The organism is Pseudomonas sp. 43NM1, assembly GCF_002836905.1.
Classification (GTDB): Bacteria; Pseudomonadota; Gammaproteobacteria; order Pseudomonadales; family Pseudomonadaceae; genus Aquipseudomonas; species Aquipseudomonas prosekii.
Genome location: NZ_MKGS01000151.1, coordinates 39,297 through 57,932, shown reverse-complemented (window position 1 = coordinate 57,932; position 18,636 = coordinate 39,297). Strand labels below are relative to the sequence as shown.

General features: G+C 50.8%; 11 protein-coding genes. All 11 read left to right on the top strand.

Annotated elements, in window-relative coordinates; translation table 11 throughout:
* The first annotated feature begins 463 nt into the window (after positions 1 to 463).
* Positions 464 to 1,879, top strand: a complete 1,416-nt coding sequence (locus tag BI292_RS17215; RefSeq protein WP_101208584.1) for a site-specific integrase — start codon at positions 464 to 466, stop codon at positions 1,877 to 1,879.
* A complete protein-coding gene (locus BI292_RS17210; RefSeq protein WP_101208583.1) occupies positions 1,872 to 5,114 on the top strand; it encodes a hypothetical protein in 3,243 nt (1,080 codons plus the stop codon). Before BI292_RS17215 ends, BI292_RS17210 begins: the two co-directional genes overlap by 8 nt.
* Complete coding sequence (locus BI292_RS17205; protein WP_101208582.1) at positions 5,111 to 5,779, top strand: hypothetical protein; 669 nt, start codon at positions 5,111 to 5,113, stop codon at positions 5,777 to 5,779. Before BI292_RS17210 ends, BI292_RS17205 begins: the two co-directional genes overlap by 4 nt.
* Positions 5,766 to 6,239, top strand: coding sequence for a hypothetical protein (locus tag BI292_RS17200; RefSeq protein ID WP_101208581.1), 474 nt, complete (start codon positions 5,766 to 5,768; stop codon positions 6,237 to 6,239). The genes BI292_RS17205 and BI292_RS17200 overlap by 14 nt, the downstream gene beginning before the upstream one ends.
* Complete coding sequence (locus tag BI292_RS17195) at positions 6,236 to 8,401, top strand: AAA family ATPase (RefSeq protein ID WP_101208580.1); 2,166 nt, start codon at positions 6,236 to 6,238, stop codon at positions 8,399 to 8,401. Before BI292_RS17200 ends, BI292_RS17195 begins: the two co-directional genes overlap by 4 nt.
* Before the next feature lie 885 nt (positions 8,402 to 9,286).
* Positions 9,287 to 11,698: a type I restriction-modification system subunit M gene (locus BI292_RS17190; protein ID WP_101208579.1), complete on the top strand. Its 2,412-nt coding sequence runs from the start codon at positions 9,287 to 9,289 to the stop codon at positions 11,696 to 11,698.
* Positions 11,695 to 12,957: a restriction endonuclease subunit S gene (locus BI292_RS17185; protein ID WP_101208578.1), complete on the top strand. Its 1,263-nt coding sequence runs from the start codon at positions 11,695 to 11,697 to the stop codon at positions 12,955 to 12,957. The genes BI292_RS17190 and BI292_RS17185 overlap by 4 nt, the downstream gene beginning before the upstream one ends.
* Positions 12,958 to 12,996: 39 nt before the next feature.
* Positions 12,997 to 13,596: a transcriptional regulator gene (locus tag BI292_RS17180; protein WP_157831274.1), complete on the top strand. Its 600-nt coding sequence runs from the start codon at positions 12,997 to 12,999 to the stop codon at positions 13,594 to 13,596.
* A 6-nt stretch (positions 13,597 to 13,602) separates the two neighbouring features.
* Entirely contained in the window at positions 13,603 to 14,625 is a 1,023-nt protein-coding gene (locus BI292_RS17175) for a HAMP domain-containing sensor histidine kinase (protein ID WP_101208576.1), read from the top strand.
* A 133-nt stretch (positions 14,626 to 14,758) separates the two neighbouring features.
* Positions 14,759 to 17,869, top strand: a complete 3,111-nt coding sequence (locus BI292_RS17170) for a type I restriction endonuclease subunit R (RefSeq protein ID WP_101208575.1) — start codon at positions 14,759 to 14,761, stop codon at positions 17,867 to 17,869.
* On the top strand, positions 17,859 to 18,587 hold the full coding sequence (locus BI292_RS17165) for a M48 family metallopeptidase (RefSeq protein ID WP_101208574.1): 729 nt from the start codon (positions 17,859 to 17,861) through the stop codon (positions 18,585 to 18,587). The genes BI292_RS17170 and BI292_RS17165 overlap by 11 nt, the downstream gene beginning before the upstream one ends.
* Positions 18,588 to 18,636: the final 49 nt, after the last annotated feature.

Here is an 18,636-nt window from a genome sequence, read left to right as displayed (position 1 = left end):
GGGTAAGTTGACTCTGTCCCTTGGTAGAATCGCTCAAATTCGGGGAAGCCTCTGCTTAGGCGTGGTAATCCCGAGCCAAGCCTCGAAAGAGGAAGGTGTAGAGACTGTACGGGCGAGCCGAAAGGTAAGAGACAGTCCAGACCACAAACCCGAAAGGGGCAGTGAAAGCTGTAGTGGTACGCATAATCCGTTGGTGCCCGGTTCGACTCCGGGGAGGCCCACCACTCTCAAAGCCAGACCACCAGGTCTGGCTTTCTCGTTTCTGGCCAGTGAACATCGCTTGCCAAAAGCACTGGCCTTACCCTCCAATCCCTTAACTCATATCGACGAATCGACTGGCTAGCCCCGCCTGATGGCAGGAAGGAGCAACCCCGAAAGAAATGGTGTATGAAATTTTTTGTTGACACTGCAGCCTCCCACACTCAATGCTGAAAAAAGGTGTGGTATTTGGAATACGGTGCGAATGAAAAATTTCATCCTGGTTGAAGCCCCTCTGACGAGCGAAGCGAGCTACCTCCTGCTCCACCTCAACCCGGACTTGCCCGACGAGGCACGTGAGTTCAAACCTTTCTCCCATTATACGATCTGGCTGACACGTCAGGGCTATGCCCCCAATACGGCAAAGGTCTACGCGGAACACGTTGGTCGATTCGTTGACTATGTGTACGAGGCGTCACAGACCCAATTCCCTGCGGATGCCGAGGTCACCATTGAGACGATCATTTACAGCTACCAGGCGTTCCTTCTATTCGGAAAGGGTGCTGCCAACCCGATAGCCAGCAGATTGGCCGACAGCCTTGCTAAGGAAAGACTCACTGGTCATAACTCACTCTCCCAGACCATCGAATCGTCAATACGCTGGTTCCTTCAGGTCGCAGAGTCTAAAAATCGAATCGCGCCCGACCAGTTGTTCAGCGCATTTTATACAAACCACACTGAGTATCGAAGCCAATACGAGATATCTGCACAGAAGGCCAATTCTTGGCTAGCCGGAGTTATCCGTGATTCACTCAACGCCATTTTGCCTAAGCGGAAGCGGGAGACTCTGTTTCCCCAAGCAAAGCGCAGGGACAGGAAAAACGATAAGCAGCCGTTCAAAATCATCGCCTTCCCTATCGAACGATCTGTCGATTTGGTTAGACAGCCCAAGCCGAAAAAGGCAAAGACCTTCTATCGAGACATGACACTCTACGCCCTGCTCGCGGCAACAGGTGCTCGATCAAGCGAGGCCTTGCAGATCCGGATGTGCGATATCGATGATGACGAATTCGCAGTGTTCCTCCGAGACCCTTTTGCTAGGAAGACGCCTGGAATCACCGAGGAAGAGCACAAACTTCTCTCATGGAAAGGTCGCGACACGGAGCTGACATACATGATCGAACCCTTCGCGGGAATATTCTGGGAGTACCTTGAGAAGTATCTGACCCTCGAATACAACTCCAGCGTTGACCATGACTTTGTCTTTCAAAACTCTGACGGCAGGCCCTTCTTCGCAAGTGACAGGAGCAGTCGTGACAAAACTTTCAAGAAATACGCCAAGAAAACAGGCTTACTGGACATCACTGGTATCAGCCCACACTCGCTAAGGCATATGTACGGTACCTACACTCTCAACTACATGCCAGTTCCAGGCCAAGCTACTCCCGGCTTTCCAATCACTTACGTGAAGATCCTCATGGGCCATTCCAGCGTCACATCGACGATGAAATACGCTAAGCATGACACGGATATTATCGGCGCTTACTTGCAACACGCAAACCAGTATGTATCGCAACGCGGCGAAGATTCTCTCAGGACAATCCGCGAAGAGTTTCACTCTCGACAGCTTGAGATACTGCGGGAAGAAGCCACCAGAATTGAAGGAACGAAGCATGATTAATCTCACTAAGGATATCATTATCATCCAGTCTGGAGAGGACTTGGAGAGATCGATCAAAGATGCGATTACACAGGCCAAGGAATGCGTATGCAAGGAACTGTTCAACACAAACTATATACCCCCAAGTAAAATCACAAGCGGGTCTCGCAACAAGTACTACAACGCCTCAGTAGTGAGAATGTTTGATGACCATCTCAATATTTCGAACGCTCCCATCTACGATGAGAGCTGGGTACGTAGACTACATACTTGTTCAAAAAAAACACCGAATATCGAAATCGCAAAGGCGGTCGTTCCTAAAACCACTCACGACTGGCTCAATAAATCCTCACTAGAGCGCCTCAACAGGGACAGCCTCTTGATTCTGCATTTTCTTTGGCAGGCGAAGGCAGTACTACTGCCAGCGGATTTAAAAAAGCCAATTGCGGGAAATACAGCAGCCAATACAAACAATTTCGAGTTGGCAGCAGCGATGTACACCGAAGTAATGGCCCTGGTAAGCCTTCCATTTGTACCCCATGTCTCTTACCAAGGCATCCCGGACATTACTACCGTGATGAAATTGAGCGCAGTCAAAAACTTTGAATGGTATGCCTGGCGGATGATCCGATGCACAGACTGGCATCGAATTGAAGACATAAATCCTGATGAAATAGCTTCCTTTGTGACGCATCTTACCTTAGCGCGAAGAGGCGAATTTGATTGGTTTGCCTATCCGATAGCTCCTGCAGCCTTTTGGACATATGTTCAGAAGCTGTACCCGGAACGCTACCAGCGCCGAGCAGTAACAGATCCAATAACAACTGGTACGTCCGGTAATAGAGCAAGCCTTGCGCTTGGTGGTGCAGGTCGTTCGGACGATCATACTCTGAGAGTCGAAACGTGGCATAAATATCAAACAAAATTCGTCGAACTTCAGAAATCACGAGGGATGAAGACCTACGACTCTTACACCAAAGGCTTCGCCGTTCTGAATACATATCTGTTTTATGAATTTCCTGCCTCGACAGGCAAACTCCCCCCCCACCCGAAGGAACTCACTCGCAACCACATCGAGGGCGATGGATACAAAGGATTTTTGGATTATTTGCGTAAAGGAAGGTCGAACTCCACTATCCAAGGCCTACTGTATAAAATTGATGCCTTGTTCAATTATCTAGTTACGCACTCAAACATTGACGCAGAGCTAAATGGCTTTGTGAACCCTATATCCGATATCGACTTTCCCGTGGTCAAGCGACGCTCTGGCTCCAATAAACCAGCGTTTAGATCAGAGCACTTCCCTCACCTACTGCAGTATACTTATGCAATTGAGTCGTTTTCCACCCACATTGCATCCAGAGTACATGAAGAGCAGATAAAATTATATTCTCCAGAATATCAAGCGGACATAGAAACCAAGGACTGGAACGAGGCGCACAAAGTAGTACAAACCGACAAATTTGGGTACGTGCCGATTGTCTTCTACCGCAACCCTCTATTCGACGCCTCTCAGCCAAAATCGGACAACAATCGCCCCATGAGGTACGAGGCTCTGCACCTCATCCCTAGATCTATAGTTCCTATAGTTGAACGCGCTGTAGAGAATAACGGCAAGTGGGTTTTCTACCCTCAACTAAATTATATTCGGCATAATATCATTGCTCTGGAAACAGGTGTTCGAAGTATCCATATTCGCTGGTTAGATAAGCGCACTTATGATCAGAATATTGACCGCTCCAGGCCACTACCTCCTCTTTGTAAGCTGCATATCAACACCGACAAGGTCAACGGCCCATGGGACGCTACGGTTTCCAAAACTGTGATTGAGGTTTTAGATCGCCAGAAATCGATGCTCAACTGGTTTGACGACCCTTCGCTGGACACGGACGTTTGGTACGACGGCCATGAAGATAGCCCATTCGGAAAAATTGTGTCGGTATTTTCGAAAGGCGAAACTCCAGGGGTATTGAACACTGCCTCTTATTCAAAGTACTTCAGGAAACTAATATATTCATTTGACCTATTTTGTCGATTCCAATTAGGAATAAACTCTACTAACCCAATGCCAGCAGAGTTATCAGATCTTCAATCAATTGAGGATCCAAACGACTTTTTGGCAGCGGTAAAGCTGGAGGCTGACGCCTGCAAGCTGATTGAGCACACTCCACATTCATGCCGCGTCTCAGTCGTATCTGAATATATAAGGGTTTTGCCACCCCACATTATCGGCGCACACATTACGGGACAAGCTACTGAGGCACACGTTATGTATTATGCCAAAGTCGACCCAGCTTACCTTAGGACGGTGGCTGAATATCAAAAGATGAGCGTGGAGCATGGCTGGAATTTTGACCGTCCGGCAATGTCCTGCATCAAGGCTGAAAGCATTACATCCAAACTTCAGCAGGCACTTCGCCAAAACAAAGAGAATGCCTTAGTTGATTTCGGTGCGATTTCCTTTGACCGAGAGACCAAGGATGAAGTGCTGTCGGGGATCAAAGCTACCAAACAACGTCCTATCGACTCACTCGCTTTTATGCCGACACATATTTGCCCATTCGGCAATCAGTGTCCGGCTGACGTGATCAGGGATTTAGGAGCCGTACCGGGGTCGAGGATGCCCTGTGGAGGCTGCTACTACTCGACAAAAACAGTCGATCACCTGCCTAGGATCCATGGCCACATCCGAGCGTTCACTGACGAGTGCAGCGAACTAGAGACCTACATCGCCGAAGCCAAAAGGAATGGGGCCTCGCCAGAAAGCCTCGTTCAGAAAGCTAATCATCGTAAGTTTTTGGCTTCAGAGATTATCTCGTGGAGTGTCACCGCTCACTGCCTTGAGCAAATGCACAGCGAGATTAAAACGCGTGAGAGCTTCTTGGTAGAGAAGCCTGAAATCGTCTCAGAACATCTGGAACGTCTGGAGCTGAAAGAGCACTCGCTTTCCAACCTGATTGCCCGAACTGCGGAAGCCAAGTCACATGCAGAATATTTCACGCCACAATTGAATCAGCAGATCAAGGTTGCGAGGAACAAGCTCCTGGCGTTCACCGGAGACTTCAACCGCATGCTGGAGGAAGCCCCGACTGGTTTCACGTTGATCGATGAATTCAGGGGCCTGATTCGATCTACCTGTGAAGTCCTTGGCCTCTCTCTGCATGACTTGAGCGATGCAATGAACAAGCCCATGGCCCTAGATCGCCCTAATTCGATCCTGAATCTAATTTCGACCCCTGGGAGCGTCCCGGCATGAGCAAAGGGGCCAGACCTGGCCAGAACCGCTTTGCAGGCTCTCAAAAGCGGAATCGCGACTATAGGATCACTCGAATCAAAGACGAGGTCATCCCAAAGTTGAAAGCCTTCGCTGGGAAAACATCGTTCGATGGAGTCACTCCTTATTCGAGATTTTGTGCCGAACTTTACAACGATGGCCTTCCTGTAAACGAAAAGAAGATTGGCTATAGAACCCTCGTACAGAGTACCGACTACTGGGCGCTGATCGGGCCAATCTACTACAAGCACTGGGACTCGGATGGCAACATGGAGTCCAAAAAAGACAAGCTTGTTGGGAAGCTGGCCGTTCAGAGAGCAGACCAACTGCAAGCTGAAACAGATAGGTTGAAGAAGGAGAATGAAGCACTTCGCTCAGCCCTCCGTAGTCATGGTGCCTCGCCAGTAACACTGCCGGACACAAAACATAGCGATCAAGGCTTCATGGCAAAGTTTGATAAAACCTGCCGCGCACTCAAACTGGTGCTTGATGCAAGCGATGGCATGTTCAGCGTTGACCTGCACGCTGTAAAAATCAGTTGTGCATTTCACGACCTCGAGCCGGAAGAGGGACTTGCCCCAAAAGAGCTTGTCGAACCCTTCATCGAGTGGATGAAAGCTAAGGAAGGCGCGCATGGGAACGGCTGACCACAAGCGCTCGCCATTCGAGCGTTACAGGAGCTATGTTGTAAAGCTGGAGCAAGCTGGCAAAAAATTTCCAGTCAATCAATTCGGCGATGTGAACCTCAGCAAAATCGCTGATGAATGTGGTAACCGCCGGCAGTGGTTTTCTGAGAGCGCCAAGAAGGTCTTTTGCCCTCAGGGCCAGACTCTGGAACAGGTCATCGCGAAGGACATTCGCCGCTTGGGCAGTGAGTTCGTTGCGGCCAAAGACCCTGAGTCTGAGCTCGTCGACATGGCGGATTCGAAAAGTCGCGAAGCGAACCGGTTGCGAGCAATGCTGGAGCAAAAGTCGAAGGAGAACGAGCTACTCCGTGAGCAAGTTGAACGCCTCTCTGCCGAGCTGCGTTTGCTTCGGGCATCTACTGAAGAAATCAGCAGCCAGCAAGAGCTGATGATCGACTCCGGGCGGTCTTTCATCCTATGAGCAATCTGTCGAGCGTGATCCAGGTGAGCTCGGTAAAGCCGGGCAGTTTTGGCGGAGCGGTCTTCTCCGGGCGCATCATTGGTCAGAACAAGATCTACACCTGCAAGGCCAGCTACAAAATAATCACCCGAGTCCCTCAGCCTGGCGAATGCTGGCAGCTCAAAGGCTCAATCACAGGCCATGATCAATTCAGAGATTTCGTGTTGATCGAAAGCTGCCACATCGTAAACCTCCCCATCGCTGCCTATGTGGAGCGGCTGCTGGTAAAGCATCCTGCATTCCGTGGACTGTCTTTTGGGAAAGCAAAGGTCTCGAAGCTGATCAGGGAATTTGGTGAAGAAAACCTTGCCCAGGCTCTCACTGCCGGCAGGGTCAGTCACTTGGCAGAGGTGATAAATCCTGATCTTGCTCAAAAGGTCGTAGATGCCTGGATGACACTGCAAAATGAGATCTCAACGATTGAATTTCTCATGGAGCACGATTTCGACCCTGGCCTCGCCAAAAGCATTCTCAAGGTGTGCCAGACGGATACGGTAGAACGCTTAAAGCGTAATCCGTACAGCCTGGTGGCATTTCAAGGCGTCCACCCGGACATGTGGAAAATCATAGAGGCTGCGGCATCTAAGCTCGGCATACCTCGCGATGATCCACGCACATTGGCCGGCATTGTCGAGAACCTCCTGTACGTGCGCTTGTATCAGGGCCATACCGCATGCCGGATTGAAGACCTGAAAGCAGCTCTGGCGCAGAAGCTTCCTTCTGCCAAGCTGGTCGATCTGGCCGTCAATTGCGCCCTTGAAAGGCGTGCGGTGTGCGTCAAGAAGCTTCAAGGGATGACGCTGATCCAGCCGCTAGGAGCGGCCCTTGTCGAAAGTAAACTTGAGCAGCGAGTAGCAAGTTTGCTGTCAGCTCAGGGCTCTCTGCTCCACGGCTCCTCGCAGGAATTGGAGCAAGCGATTGAGGACTACTGCTCTCACAGTGAACACTCGTCTGGATACTCACTTACCCGAGATCAAAAGGGCGCAGTGCTGATGGCTCTTACCAACCGAATCAGTACGCTCACGGGATTCGGTGGCACGGGCAAGACAACAGTACTGAAGGCCATTGTTGACGTTGCCTCTCAATACCGCCCTGTGCATGTCTTGGCACTGAGCGGGAAAGCCAAGGAGCGCGCAAAGGAGGCGATTGGTCGAGATACCTACACCATCCACAGTTTCTTGATCAAAACCAGCACTGAGAGCTCAGGGCTTAACATTGGTGGCGATCCCCTGGTGATCATCGATGAGTCCAGCATGGTCGACATCGCCTTGATGCTAAAACTGCTGAATGCCTTTGCAAAGAAAGAGCTATCCCTCCTGCTCGTTGGAGATACTGGACAGCTATCCCCGGTAGGTTACGGAATCTTCTTCCATGCGCTGGCCAAGTCAAAGGCGATACCGTCGACCCACCTGACCAAGGTTCACAGGACTATCGGCGACAGTGACCTTCAGAAAACCGCCATGCATATTAGATCTGGGCATTTGGGCACCCTGTCAGTCTGGAATGGCGAGCGTGACGGGGTTTATCTCATTCCCTGCACAAACACCCAGGACTTGCTGGCCCACCTGGTAAAGATCAAGCAGATCATCCCTGACGCTCAGATTCTGACACCGCACATGTCTGAGCGCATGGCGGATTCTGGGCACAAGATCAACAAGTACCTGCAGACCTCCCTTCAACAGACAGATGACCTGCAGGGCATATGGATGGGGAAATACTGGTTACGAGTCAACGACCCCGTTATCGTCACCCAGAACAGCTACGACCATAACTTGTTCAACGGGAACACCGGCATCATGTCCAACGTCGTCTCCATCGATGGCGAGATCGCCGGTGTTTTTACGTTCAACGGAGTCGAGGTAACGCTATCCAGGATGGATTTGTTCATGATTGGAATGAAGCTAGCCTACGCGATTTCAATCCATAAGGCGCAAGGCAGTGAGTACCAGACATCCATCATTTGCTCTCTGAGCCAAAGCGAGTTTGTGGAACGCAGCATGCTGTACACCGGCGTCTCACGATCAAAGCGACTGGCCTTGATCCTAAGTACCCAAGAAATTGTGCAGCAGGGTGTAGCCCGGCCAAACCGAAGCGACACCCTCTGTGTCGGCTTCTCGGTTTGATTACAAAGATCGCTCGTTAGCCCGACCATTTTTTGAATTGTCAAAAAAAATCACGGAGTGTCTGCCTGTGCGAAGCGCAGGTAGAAACCGTTATTTTTATTGAAAACACTTCATCGAGCGAAGCGATCAGCCTCGGCCACTGGAAGCGGTTAGGCTCTGCCTGACCGCTTCCAGAGCCCCTCGGGCGGTGTAGAGCGGGGTCTGGGGCAGCGCCCCAGGGTGTTGATTGATCTTCAAGTGATCATGGGCACGAACAAATACGAGTGTGTTGGCGCCGCTCGCGGTTAGCGGTCTTTGGCCACGGCCAGTTCATGCAGGTCGTACGCTGGCTCAACATCGAACCGCAGGATCGGATCGACTCAGCTGCAATGTGTTCATTTCGAGCCTTCGACATTGCGAACCCTATTGCAAACTGCGGTTTTCTTGATGTTCATCACAATGGGAAGCGATGGCTATCCAAATCAAGTACGCCATGCATTGCCGTTGAAAAAACCTAGCTAGCAATAGACGCTGAGGGGCCCCCAATAAAGAGTCCAAGCACAACCCAACGCGATCACTATGATTGTTGCGCCAGACCTCCGACATCACGACAATGCCTGCTATTAGCATGCTAGCAGGAGGCCGCATGGAGCAGCCGCATCAAATAGGACATTGGCTACCTGGATCACGGGTTTCCGGCGACGGCATGAAGCACGCAAAGCCTTGCTCTATACCGCACGCACCGATGAGCCAGAACTGTATTCAACCCGCAGGCTTTCCAAAATAGTGCATTCTCATCAATCGACAGGCCGCCTTTACAGGCCATTCGCTCAACCGATCCGGTGTAACACCTAATCGACAGAGCCACCTCATTCCACCCCATTAATTCAGGCAGTTACGCACCTCATGGCCATCAAGAAATCGGAGCTTTATTCTTCCCTATGGAAATCCTGCGACGAGTTGCGTGGTGGTATGGATGCTTCACAGTACAAGGATTATGTCCTGGTGCTGTTGTTCGTTAAGTACGTGTCCGACAAGTACGCCGGCAATTACAGCGCGATGCTAGAGGTGCCGGTCGGCGGTGGCTTTGCCGACATGGTCGCGCTCAAAGGCGACAAGGAGATCGGAGACAAACTCAACATCATCATTCGCACCCTTGCCGAGGCCAACGGCCTGACCGGCGTGATCGATGTGGCCGACTTCAACGATGCCGAGAAACTTGGCAAAGGCAAGGAGATGGTGGATCGACTCTCCAACCTGGTTAGCATTTTCGATTCGCCCGGACTCAATTTCAAAGGCAACCGCGCTCAGGGTGATGACATCCTCGGCGATGCATACGAATACCTGATGCGCCACTTCGCCACCGAGTCGGGCAAGAGCAAGGGGCAGTTCTACACCCCGGCAGAAGTCTCGCGGATTTTGGCCAAGGTCATCGGTATTAATGGCGCCTCCGACAGCACTCAGACCATTTATGATCCGGCCTGTGGTTCTGGCTCGCTGTTACTGAAAGCTCACGATGAAGCCAAGCACGCCACCAACCTCGACCTGAGCATCTACGGTCAGGAAATGGACAACGCCACCAGCGCCTTGGCCAAGATGAACATGATCTTGCACAGCTGCGAGACGGCCACGATCTGGAAGGACAACAGCCTCTCTGCGCCTTACTTCACCGAGGCTCACGGCCCGTTCAAAGGTAAGCTCAAGCGTTTTGACTTTGTCGTCGCCAACCCGCCGTTCTCGACCAAGGCCTGGAGCAACGGTTTCAATCCAGCTGAGGATGAGTTTGAGCGCTTCGGCTTTGGTATCCCGCCAGAGAAGAATGGTGACTACGCCTTCTTGCTGCACATCCTTACCTCGCTCAAGCACTCCGGCAAAGGCGCGGTGATTCTGCCTCACGGCGTGCTGTTCCGGGGCGGTGCCGAGGGCGCTATTCGCCAGCGCATCCTCCAACAAGGCTTTATCAAGGGAATCATCGGTCTACCGGCCAACCTTTTTTACGGCACCGGCATCCCGGCATGCATCATCGTGCTGGATAAAGAACACGCCCACAGCCGCAAAGGCATCTTTATGCTCGATGCCAGTAAAGGATTTCTTAAAGACGGCAACAAAAACCGCCTGCGCGAGCAAGACATTCATAAGATCGTCGACACCTTTACCCAGCAGCACGAAGTGGCCAAATACGCCCGTCTGGTGCCGCTGGCCGAGATCGCGGCCAACGACTACAACCTCAACATCCCGCGCTATATCGACGCCAGCGCCGCCGAAGACCTGCAAGACATTGCCGCCCATCTGCAAGGTGGCATTCCCAACCGAGACATTGATGCGTTGGCCGCCTATTGGCAAGTTATCCCGGCGGTACGCGCTAGCTTGTTTGCCTCTGAACGGCCCGGCTACAGTCAGCTGCAAGTGGCTATTGGCGAGATCAAGCCGGCCATCTTTGCTCACCCAGAATTCACCGCCTTCAATCAAACCATTACAGAATTGTTCGAAGGCTGGAAAACCCGCAATCGTCCGCATCTGCACGCCATCTCAATTGGCGACAAACCCAAGGCTTTGATCGACAGCCTAGCCGAAGATTTGCTCGCCAGCTTCGCCCAAGCCCCGTTGCTGGATGCCTACGACGTATACCAGCACCTACTCGATTACTGGGCCACAGCCATGCAGGACGATCTCTATCAGCTAGTCAGTGATGGTTGGCAGGCGCTGATTGTTGATGGTGCCAACCAAGGCCAGCCGAACATCGATTTGCTGCCGCCAGAGCTGCTGATCAAGCGCTATTTCGCAACTGACGCCGCAGTAATCGAACAGCTGGAAGCCGCCCGAGACGCCTTTAGCCGCCAGTTAGAAGAGCTAGACGAAGAGCAAGGAGGCGAGGACGGCCTGTTAGCCGAGGGTAAAACCGACAGAGGCAAACTCAGCGCCAAAAGCGTGAAAGACCGCATCAAGGCGATCAAAAACGACCTAGATGCTGCCGATGAACGCGCAGCCCTGGAATATTACCTCGCCGTACTTGAGCAAGAGGTCGCCGCAGGTAAAAAGGTCAAAGATGCGCAAAAGGCTCTCGATGTAAAAGTTGCCAAGCAATATACCCAAATCAGCGAAGCAGATATCAAAGCATTGGTGATTGAAGACAAGTGGCTGGCGACCTTGGCTTTGGACGTACAGACGGAACTGGATCGTGTCTCCCAAGCCTTAACCTCGCGCATTCGCCAACTGGCCGAGCGCTATGCCACGCCTTTACCGAAATTGACCATCGAAGTCGAGGTGCTGGCAGCCAAGGTGACCGCGCATCTGGCCAAAATGGGGTTTGCGCTATGAGTGCGCAGCTAAGGCCAGGATACAAACTGACGGACATTGGTGTTTTTCCGATCAAGTGGAGTGTTAAAAAGCTTGGCGAAATAACAACACTTATGACTAATGGATTTGTAGGTACAGCAACCAGCGCTTACGTTAAGGGTGATGATGGAATCCTTTACGTGCAAGGGTTCAATGTTGAACCGAACTCATTTAATTTTCGGGGAATCAAACGGGTCTCAGCTACGTTTCATGCTCAGAATCAAAAGTCATGCTTGCGTACTGGCGATTTACTGACAATCCAAACAGGCGACATTGGAACAACAACACTTGTACCTCCCTCTTTAGCTGGTGCGAATTGCCATGCCCTAGTCATATCTAGACTTGACTTAAGGCGTTCATCACCAGAGTTTTATTGTCAGTATTTTAACTCTGACGAGGGTCGTGCTGCTTTCAAAGTGATCGAAACCGGCACAACAATGAAACACCTGAATGTCGGTGACATGGTGCGTCTTTTGGTGCCGTCCCCCCCGTTAGATGAGCAACAAGCAATAGCTGCTGCCTTATTTGACATGGACGCTCTGATCAGTGGTCTAGATCAACTGATCGCCAAAAAGTGCGACATCAAAAAAGCCGCCATGCAACAACTCCTCACCGGCCAACAACGCCTGCCGGGGTTTAGTGGGGAGTGGGAGGTGAAGCGGCTAGGGGAGATTGGCGTATTTCTCAAAGGTTCTGGAGTGAGGCGAGACCAATCTCTGAGCGGTGATCTTCCATGTATTCGCTATGGTGAAATTTACACGGAACATAACGACTACATTCGCGAGTTTAAGTCTTTTATTTCCGTCCAGGTTTCGCGAGACGCCACGCGTATTGAATGTGGAGATATTATGTTCGCGGGCTCAGGGGAAACCAAAAAGGATATAGGAAAGTGCGTCTCATTTATTGACAATATAGAAGCTTATGCCGGTGGTGATATTGTAATTTTGAGGCCGAAAAATGTGAGCTCGTTGTTTCTTGGCTACGTCCTGAATGCCCCTAGAGTAAGCCATCAAAAGGCGAGCCGTGGACAAGGTGACGCAGTGGTACACATCAGTGCAAATGCGCTTGCGACCATTGAAGTTCTGATGCCAAATAAAGCAGAGCAATCAGCTATTGCAAATATCCTCGCCGACATGGACAACGAACTTGCTAGTCTCGAAACGCACAGGAACAAAATTAGCAAACTCAAACTGGGCGCAATGCAGCAGCTGCTATCGGGAAAAATACGGCTGTTATATTGAAGACAACAAAATCTAAGCAAACCAACAATGGAGATGATGATGGATTGGCTAACAAAAAATGTGGAGTGGTTATTTAGCGGTGTTGGCCTTGCAATTTGTCTTGCTGCGTGGAGATTTTTTTCTGGGCGTGAGCCAGTAAATCAAGTTATACCCAACATAAGCATTACGAATCAAAACAACTCAAACGAGTCAAGTAGCAAGCCTTTGTCCGCGCCCACACAGGACTCAAGAGCAATGAAAAAAACCATTGATGAATACAAGAACGAAACAAGAATTTTATTTATTGATGACGATATAAAATTCAAGGTTGCAAAAATTCTCGCAAATAGTGGCTGGGTGCATACTAAGCTAATTAAAGACGCCAGGTCTTTGGATGACAAAGACTTGGTCGATGCTGCAATTCTATTTATTGACGTTCAGGGCGTTGGACTCGCGCTTGGTTTTAATGACGAAGGCCTTGGGCTAGCCGAAGCGATAAAAGACAAATACCCAAACAAAAAAGTTATAATTTATTCGACTGAAACCCAGGGTGATCGTTTCCATAAAGCCCTCAGGAAAGCTGATTCGTTTCTGTCGAAAAATGCTGACCCGTATGAGTTCCAAAAAATAGTAGAAGAATTCACAGTAGGCGAAGAATAGTCCGCCATGAAAATAAGATATAGAATCTTAAATGCATCTGGAAATATTATTTTCTGCAATTTGAGCGCTAATGAAATAGCTAGTATCGACTCCATCGAAACCACCTCTATGCGTATAGCCACCGCTAGAGCCGGGGTGATTTCAAATACGCACGGAAAGGTATATGGCTTTTCTGAAGACAAAGACTATGTTGCCAGCTCTCAAAAATTCAAATCTGCTTTAAATGCAATTAATGACTGCGCACCAAGTGTGGCGAGTATTTTTGAAGAAGCACGAGAAGCCGCAAATAAAAATACTCGCCGCCTACTGCATAACTTAACAAATCTTAACGCCCACAACATACAGGAAATATATTCGCTCCTTCCTCAGGAGATGCTAGCTAATCGCACCAGTGGCCAGGTTAGTCTCGTGGAAGAATTAATCAAAAAAGATATGCGCGACTCGGCTCTAGCCTTTCTTAGAATAGCGAAAAACAACGCAGCAATGAAAACTGAATTTTCAGTTTTTAATAAATTATATGATAAAAATCCAAAGCTGCAAAAGAAGTCACACAATGTCCATAAAGTATTGATGAATGTATTTTATATATTTTTTTCTGACTTTACAGACAAGGATGTCAAAGTCACAGTTGAATGTGAAGGCATAAAAACAGCCTACTTTGACTACGAATCCATACACGTTGCTCTTTTTCAAGTTATAGAAAACTCAGTAAAATACATAAAGCCAAGAAGCGATCTTCTTGTAAAAATAATTGAAGCAGATCAGTTTATCTGTATAAGATTTCAAATGAACAGTCTGCAAATACAAGACAGTGAATTAGGACGCATATTTGAAGAGGGATTTTCAGGGGGGTTGTCGGAGAAAACAGGCAAGTCGGGTAGCGGAATCGGACTTAGCATAGCCAAAGATATTCTTGTACTGAATGCTGCAAGCATTGAAGTTGAAGTCAAGCATGATAGCCTGAGCGAACTTTTTGGAATACCATACCAGCTCAATATATTTACAATAAAGCTTCCTCGTAAAAGTTGAGGCGATTCAAAAGAGAGATAGATCTTTAGCGAAAATATTGTCGAGCAATCCTTGGTAAGCCGCAGGATGTAACATACAACTCTAACGATTAGAGCATTGAGCACTTTGATTATTGAGACAGGGAGTAGTTGGTATGAATACAGTCGGCCAGATCGAACGTAAGACCCAAGACCGAGTGGTGGGACTGTTCCAGCACGCCCTCGGCTACGAGTATCTGGGCGACTGGGCGGATCGCGCTGGCAACTCCAACATAGAGCAAGAACTGCTGCGTACCTGGCTGACTAAACAGGGCGTAGAGGCGATCCTGATTACCCGCGCCCTGTTCGAGCTGACCAAGGTGGCCGCCGATACCAGCAAAAGCCTATATGACCGCAACAAGGCGGTGTATGAGCTGTTGCGCTATGGGGTGCGGGTCAAGCCGGAGGTTGGCGAGAACACCCAAACGGTGTGGTTAGTCGACTGGAAAAACGCCGAAAACAACCACTTCGCGCTGGCCGAGGAAGTAACTGTCAGGGGCGCAGATGCCAAGGCCAGCTCCAAACGCCCGGATATCGTGTTGTACATCAACGGTATCGCCTTAGCCGTGCTGGAGTTGAAACGTTCCCGCACGGCAGTCAATCAGGGTATTCGCCAGAACCTTGATAACCAGAAGCCTGAATTCATCCAGCCATTCTTTTCTACCATGCAGTTGGTGATGGCGGGGAACGACACGCAGGGCATGCGCTACGGCACCATCCAGACAGGTGAGAAATATTTCCTGACTTGGAAGGAAGACAGTCCGGTCGAGAATCTTCTGGATCGTCACCTGCAACAAGTGTGCAGCAAACGCCGTTTGCTGGAGTTGGTGCACGACTATGTGGTGTATGACAGCGGGGTGAAAAAGCTCTGCCGGCAAAATCAGTATTTCGGTGTGCGTGCAGCGCAGGATCACCTGCGCCGCCGTGAGGGCGGGATCATCTGGCACACGCAAGGCAGTGGTAAGTCACTGACCATGGTCTGGCTGGCCAAGTGGATTCGTGAAAACGTCCAGGACTCTCGGGTACTGATCATCACCGACCGCACCGAGCTAGATGAACAGATCGAGAAGGTCTTTACCGGCGTCAATGAGCAGATTTATCGTAGCCAGAGCGGCGCTGACCTGATCGCCAAACTGAACCAGCCGGCGCCCTGGCTGTTGTGTTCGTTGGTGCATAAATTTGGCAGCCGCGAAGAAGACGAATCAGAGAGCCCGGATATCAAAGGTTTCCTTGAGGAGTTGCGTAAGAACCTGCCTGCTGATTTTCGAGCCAAGGGCGATATTTATGTGTTCGTCGATGAGTGCCACCGTACTCAGTCTGGCGAGCTACACAAGGCGATGAAAGCGATCCTGCCCAATGCACTGTTTGTCGGCTTCACAGGCACGCCACTGCTCAAGGCGGATAAGCAAAAGAGCATCGAGGTGTTTGGTGGCTACATCCACACCTACAAGTTTGATGAGGCAGTTAAGGATGGCGTAGTGCTGGACTTGCGCTACGAAGCCCGCGACATCGACCAGAACATCACCTCGCAGAAAAAGATCGATCAGTGGTTTGAGGCCAAAACCAAGGGTCTGAATGACTTGGCCAAAGCACAACTGAAGCAGCGCTGGGGAACCCTGCAAAAGGTGCTGTCGAGCCAGTCGCGGCTAGAGAAAATCGTCGCAGACATCATGCTCGACCTAGCCACCCGTGACCGCTTGGCCAATGGTCGGGGCAATGCCATGCTGGTCACCAGCAGCATCTTCGAGGCCTGCAAATGCTACGAGCTATTCGCCAAGGCCGGCATGGCCGATACTTGCGCCATAGTCACCAGCTACAAGCCATCGCCAGCTGATATCAAGGGCGAGGCTACCGGTGAGGGGCTGACCGAGAAGCTGCGTAAATACAATATCTACAACCAAATGTTGAACGGCAAAGATCCAGAGGTGTTTGAGAAAGAGGTTAAGCAGAAATTCATCAAAGAGCCGGGGCAGATGAAGCTGCTGATTGTGGTCGATAAGCTGCTGACTGGCTTTGATGCGCCTTCAGCCACCTACCTGTACATCGACAAGCAGATGCGCGACCACGGCCTGTTTCAAGCCATCTGCCGGGTCAACCGCCTCGATGGTGAAGACAAGCAATACGGCTACATCGTCGACTACAAAGATCTGTTCAAACAGCTAGAAGACTCCATCGGCGACTACACCAGCGGTGCGCTGGATGGCTTCGATAAAGCCGATGTGGCCGGCCTGCTAGAAGACCGTCTCAGTAATGCCCACGACGACCTTGAGGATGCGCGTGAGACGATCAAGGCACTGTGCGAGCTGGTGGATCGGCCAAGAGATACACCGGCTTATCTACGCTATTTTTGCGGGACTGAATCGGGCAATGCCGAACAACTCAAGGCCAACGAGCCGCGCCGGTTAAACCTGTACAAGATGACCGCTGCCTTGATTCGCTGCTTCGCCGCTGTGGCCAACGAGCTGGAAGAGGCAGGCTACAACGCCAAGCAGATTGCCGAGATCAAAGACGAAGTTGATCACTACAACAAAGTCCGTGACGAGGTGAAGGTTGCCAGTGGCGATTACATCGACCTCAAGGCCTATGAGCCTGACATGCGCTTTTTGATCGACACCTACATCCGTGCTGAAGAAAGCGAGAAAATCTCGGCATTCGATGATATGTCGCTGATCCAGCTGATCGTCGAGCGTGGCGTTGATGCGGTAGACGCGCTGCCCAAGGGGATTCGCGGCAGCCAGGAGGCTGTGGCAGAGACCATCGAGAACAACGTGCGCAAGCTGATCATCGATGAGTCGCCGATCAACCCGAAGTATTACGAGACCATGTCATCCCTGCTGGATGCCTTGATCGCCAAGCGCAAAGAAGACGCCATCAGCTACCAGGAGTATTTGCAGGAGGTTGTTGAGCTGGCCAAGCAGGCTAAGAACCCCAGCAGCACCAATAGCTATCCATCGACCATGAACACCGGGGCGCGTCAGGCGCTGTACGACAACCTCGATAAAAACGCAGGGTTGGCGTTAGCAGTCGATAACGCGGTGCTGGCTAGCCGTCAGGATGATTGGCGCAACAACGCCTTCAAGGTGCGCAAGGTGCGCCTAGCGCTTAAAGAGGTTCTTGATGCAGCTGGCCACGATGCGGCAGAACTTGCCGGTGAGTACCACTCAGGCTCTGCCCAAAAGATGTTGGATAAATTGCTAGAACTGGTAACGAGCCAACGTGACTACTGACAGCCACAACATCACGGTCAGCGGCCTGAACGTTGAGGTGGTGCGCAAGAACATCAAAAACCTGCATCTGGGCGTTTATCCGCCTGTGGGTCGAGTGCGCGTGGCGGCCCCATTAGCCGTCAGCGACGATGCCGTACGCTTAGCGGTGGTTGGCAAACTTGGCTGGATCAAACGCCAGCGCGCCAAGTTTCAAGCTCAGCCTCGACAGTCCCAGCGGCGCATGGTCAGTGGTGAAAGCCACTACTTTATGGGGCGGCGTTATCGCCTGCGCATAGTCGAAGGCAGCACACCAATGCGAGTCGCGTTACGGGGGAATGCCGCGATGGATTTGTTCGTGCGCCCAGAGACCAGTACTGATCGGCGTGAAGAACTGCTGCAAGCCTTCTACCGCGCCGAGCTGAAAAAACTAATTCCCGCGCTGCTAGATAAATGGCAGCCGATCTTGGGGGTTGAGGCGAACGCTTGGGGCATCAAGAAGATGAAAACTAAGTGGGGCACCTGCAACATCGCCGCCCGCCGCGTCTGGCTCAATCTGGAATTGGCCAAAAAGCCGATCCAGTGCCTCGAATACATTCTCGTCCACGAACTACTACACCTAATCGAACGCCACCACAACGACCGCTTTCGCGGCCTGATGGATAGGTACTTACCGCAATGGCAGGCGCATCGCGATGAGTTGAATAGCTCGTTGTTAGCTGAAGAGCGCTGGGATTACTAAAGTCTACCTGTCTTTCCGGCAGCCGGAACCTAACATAATTCCTCAGTTA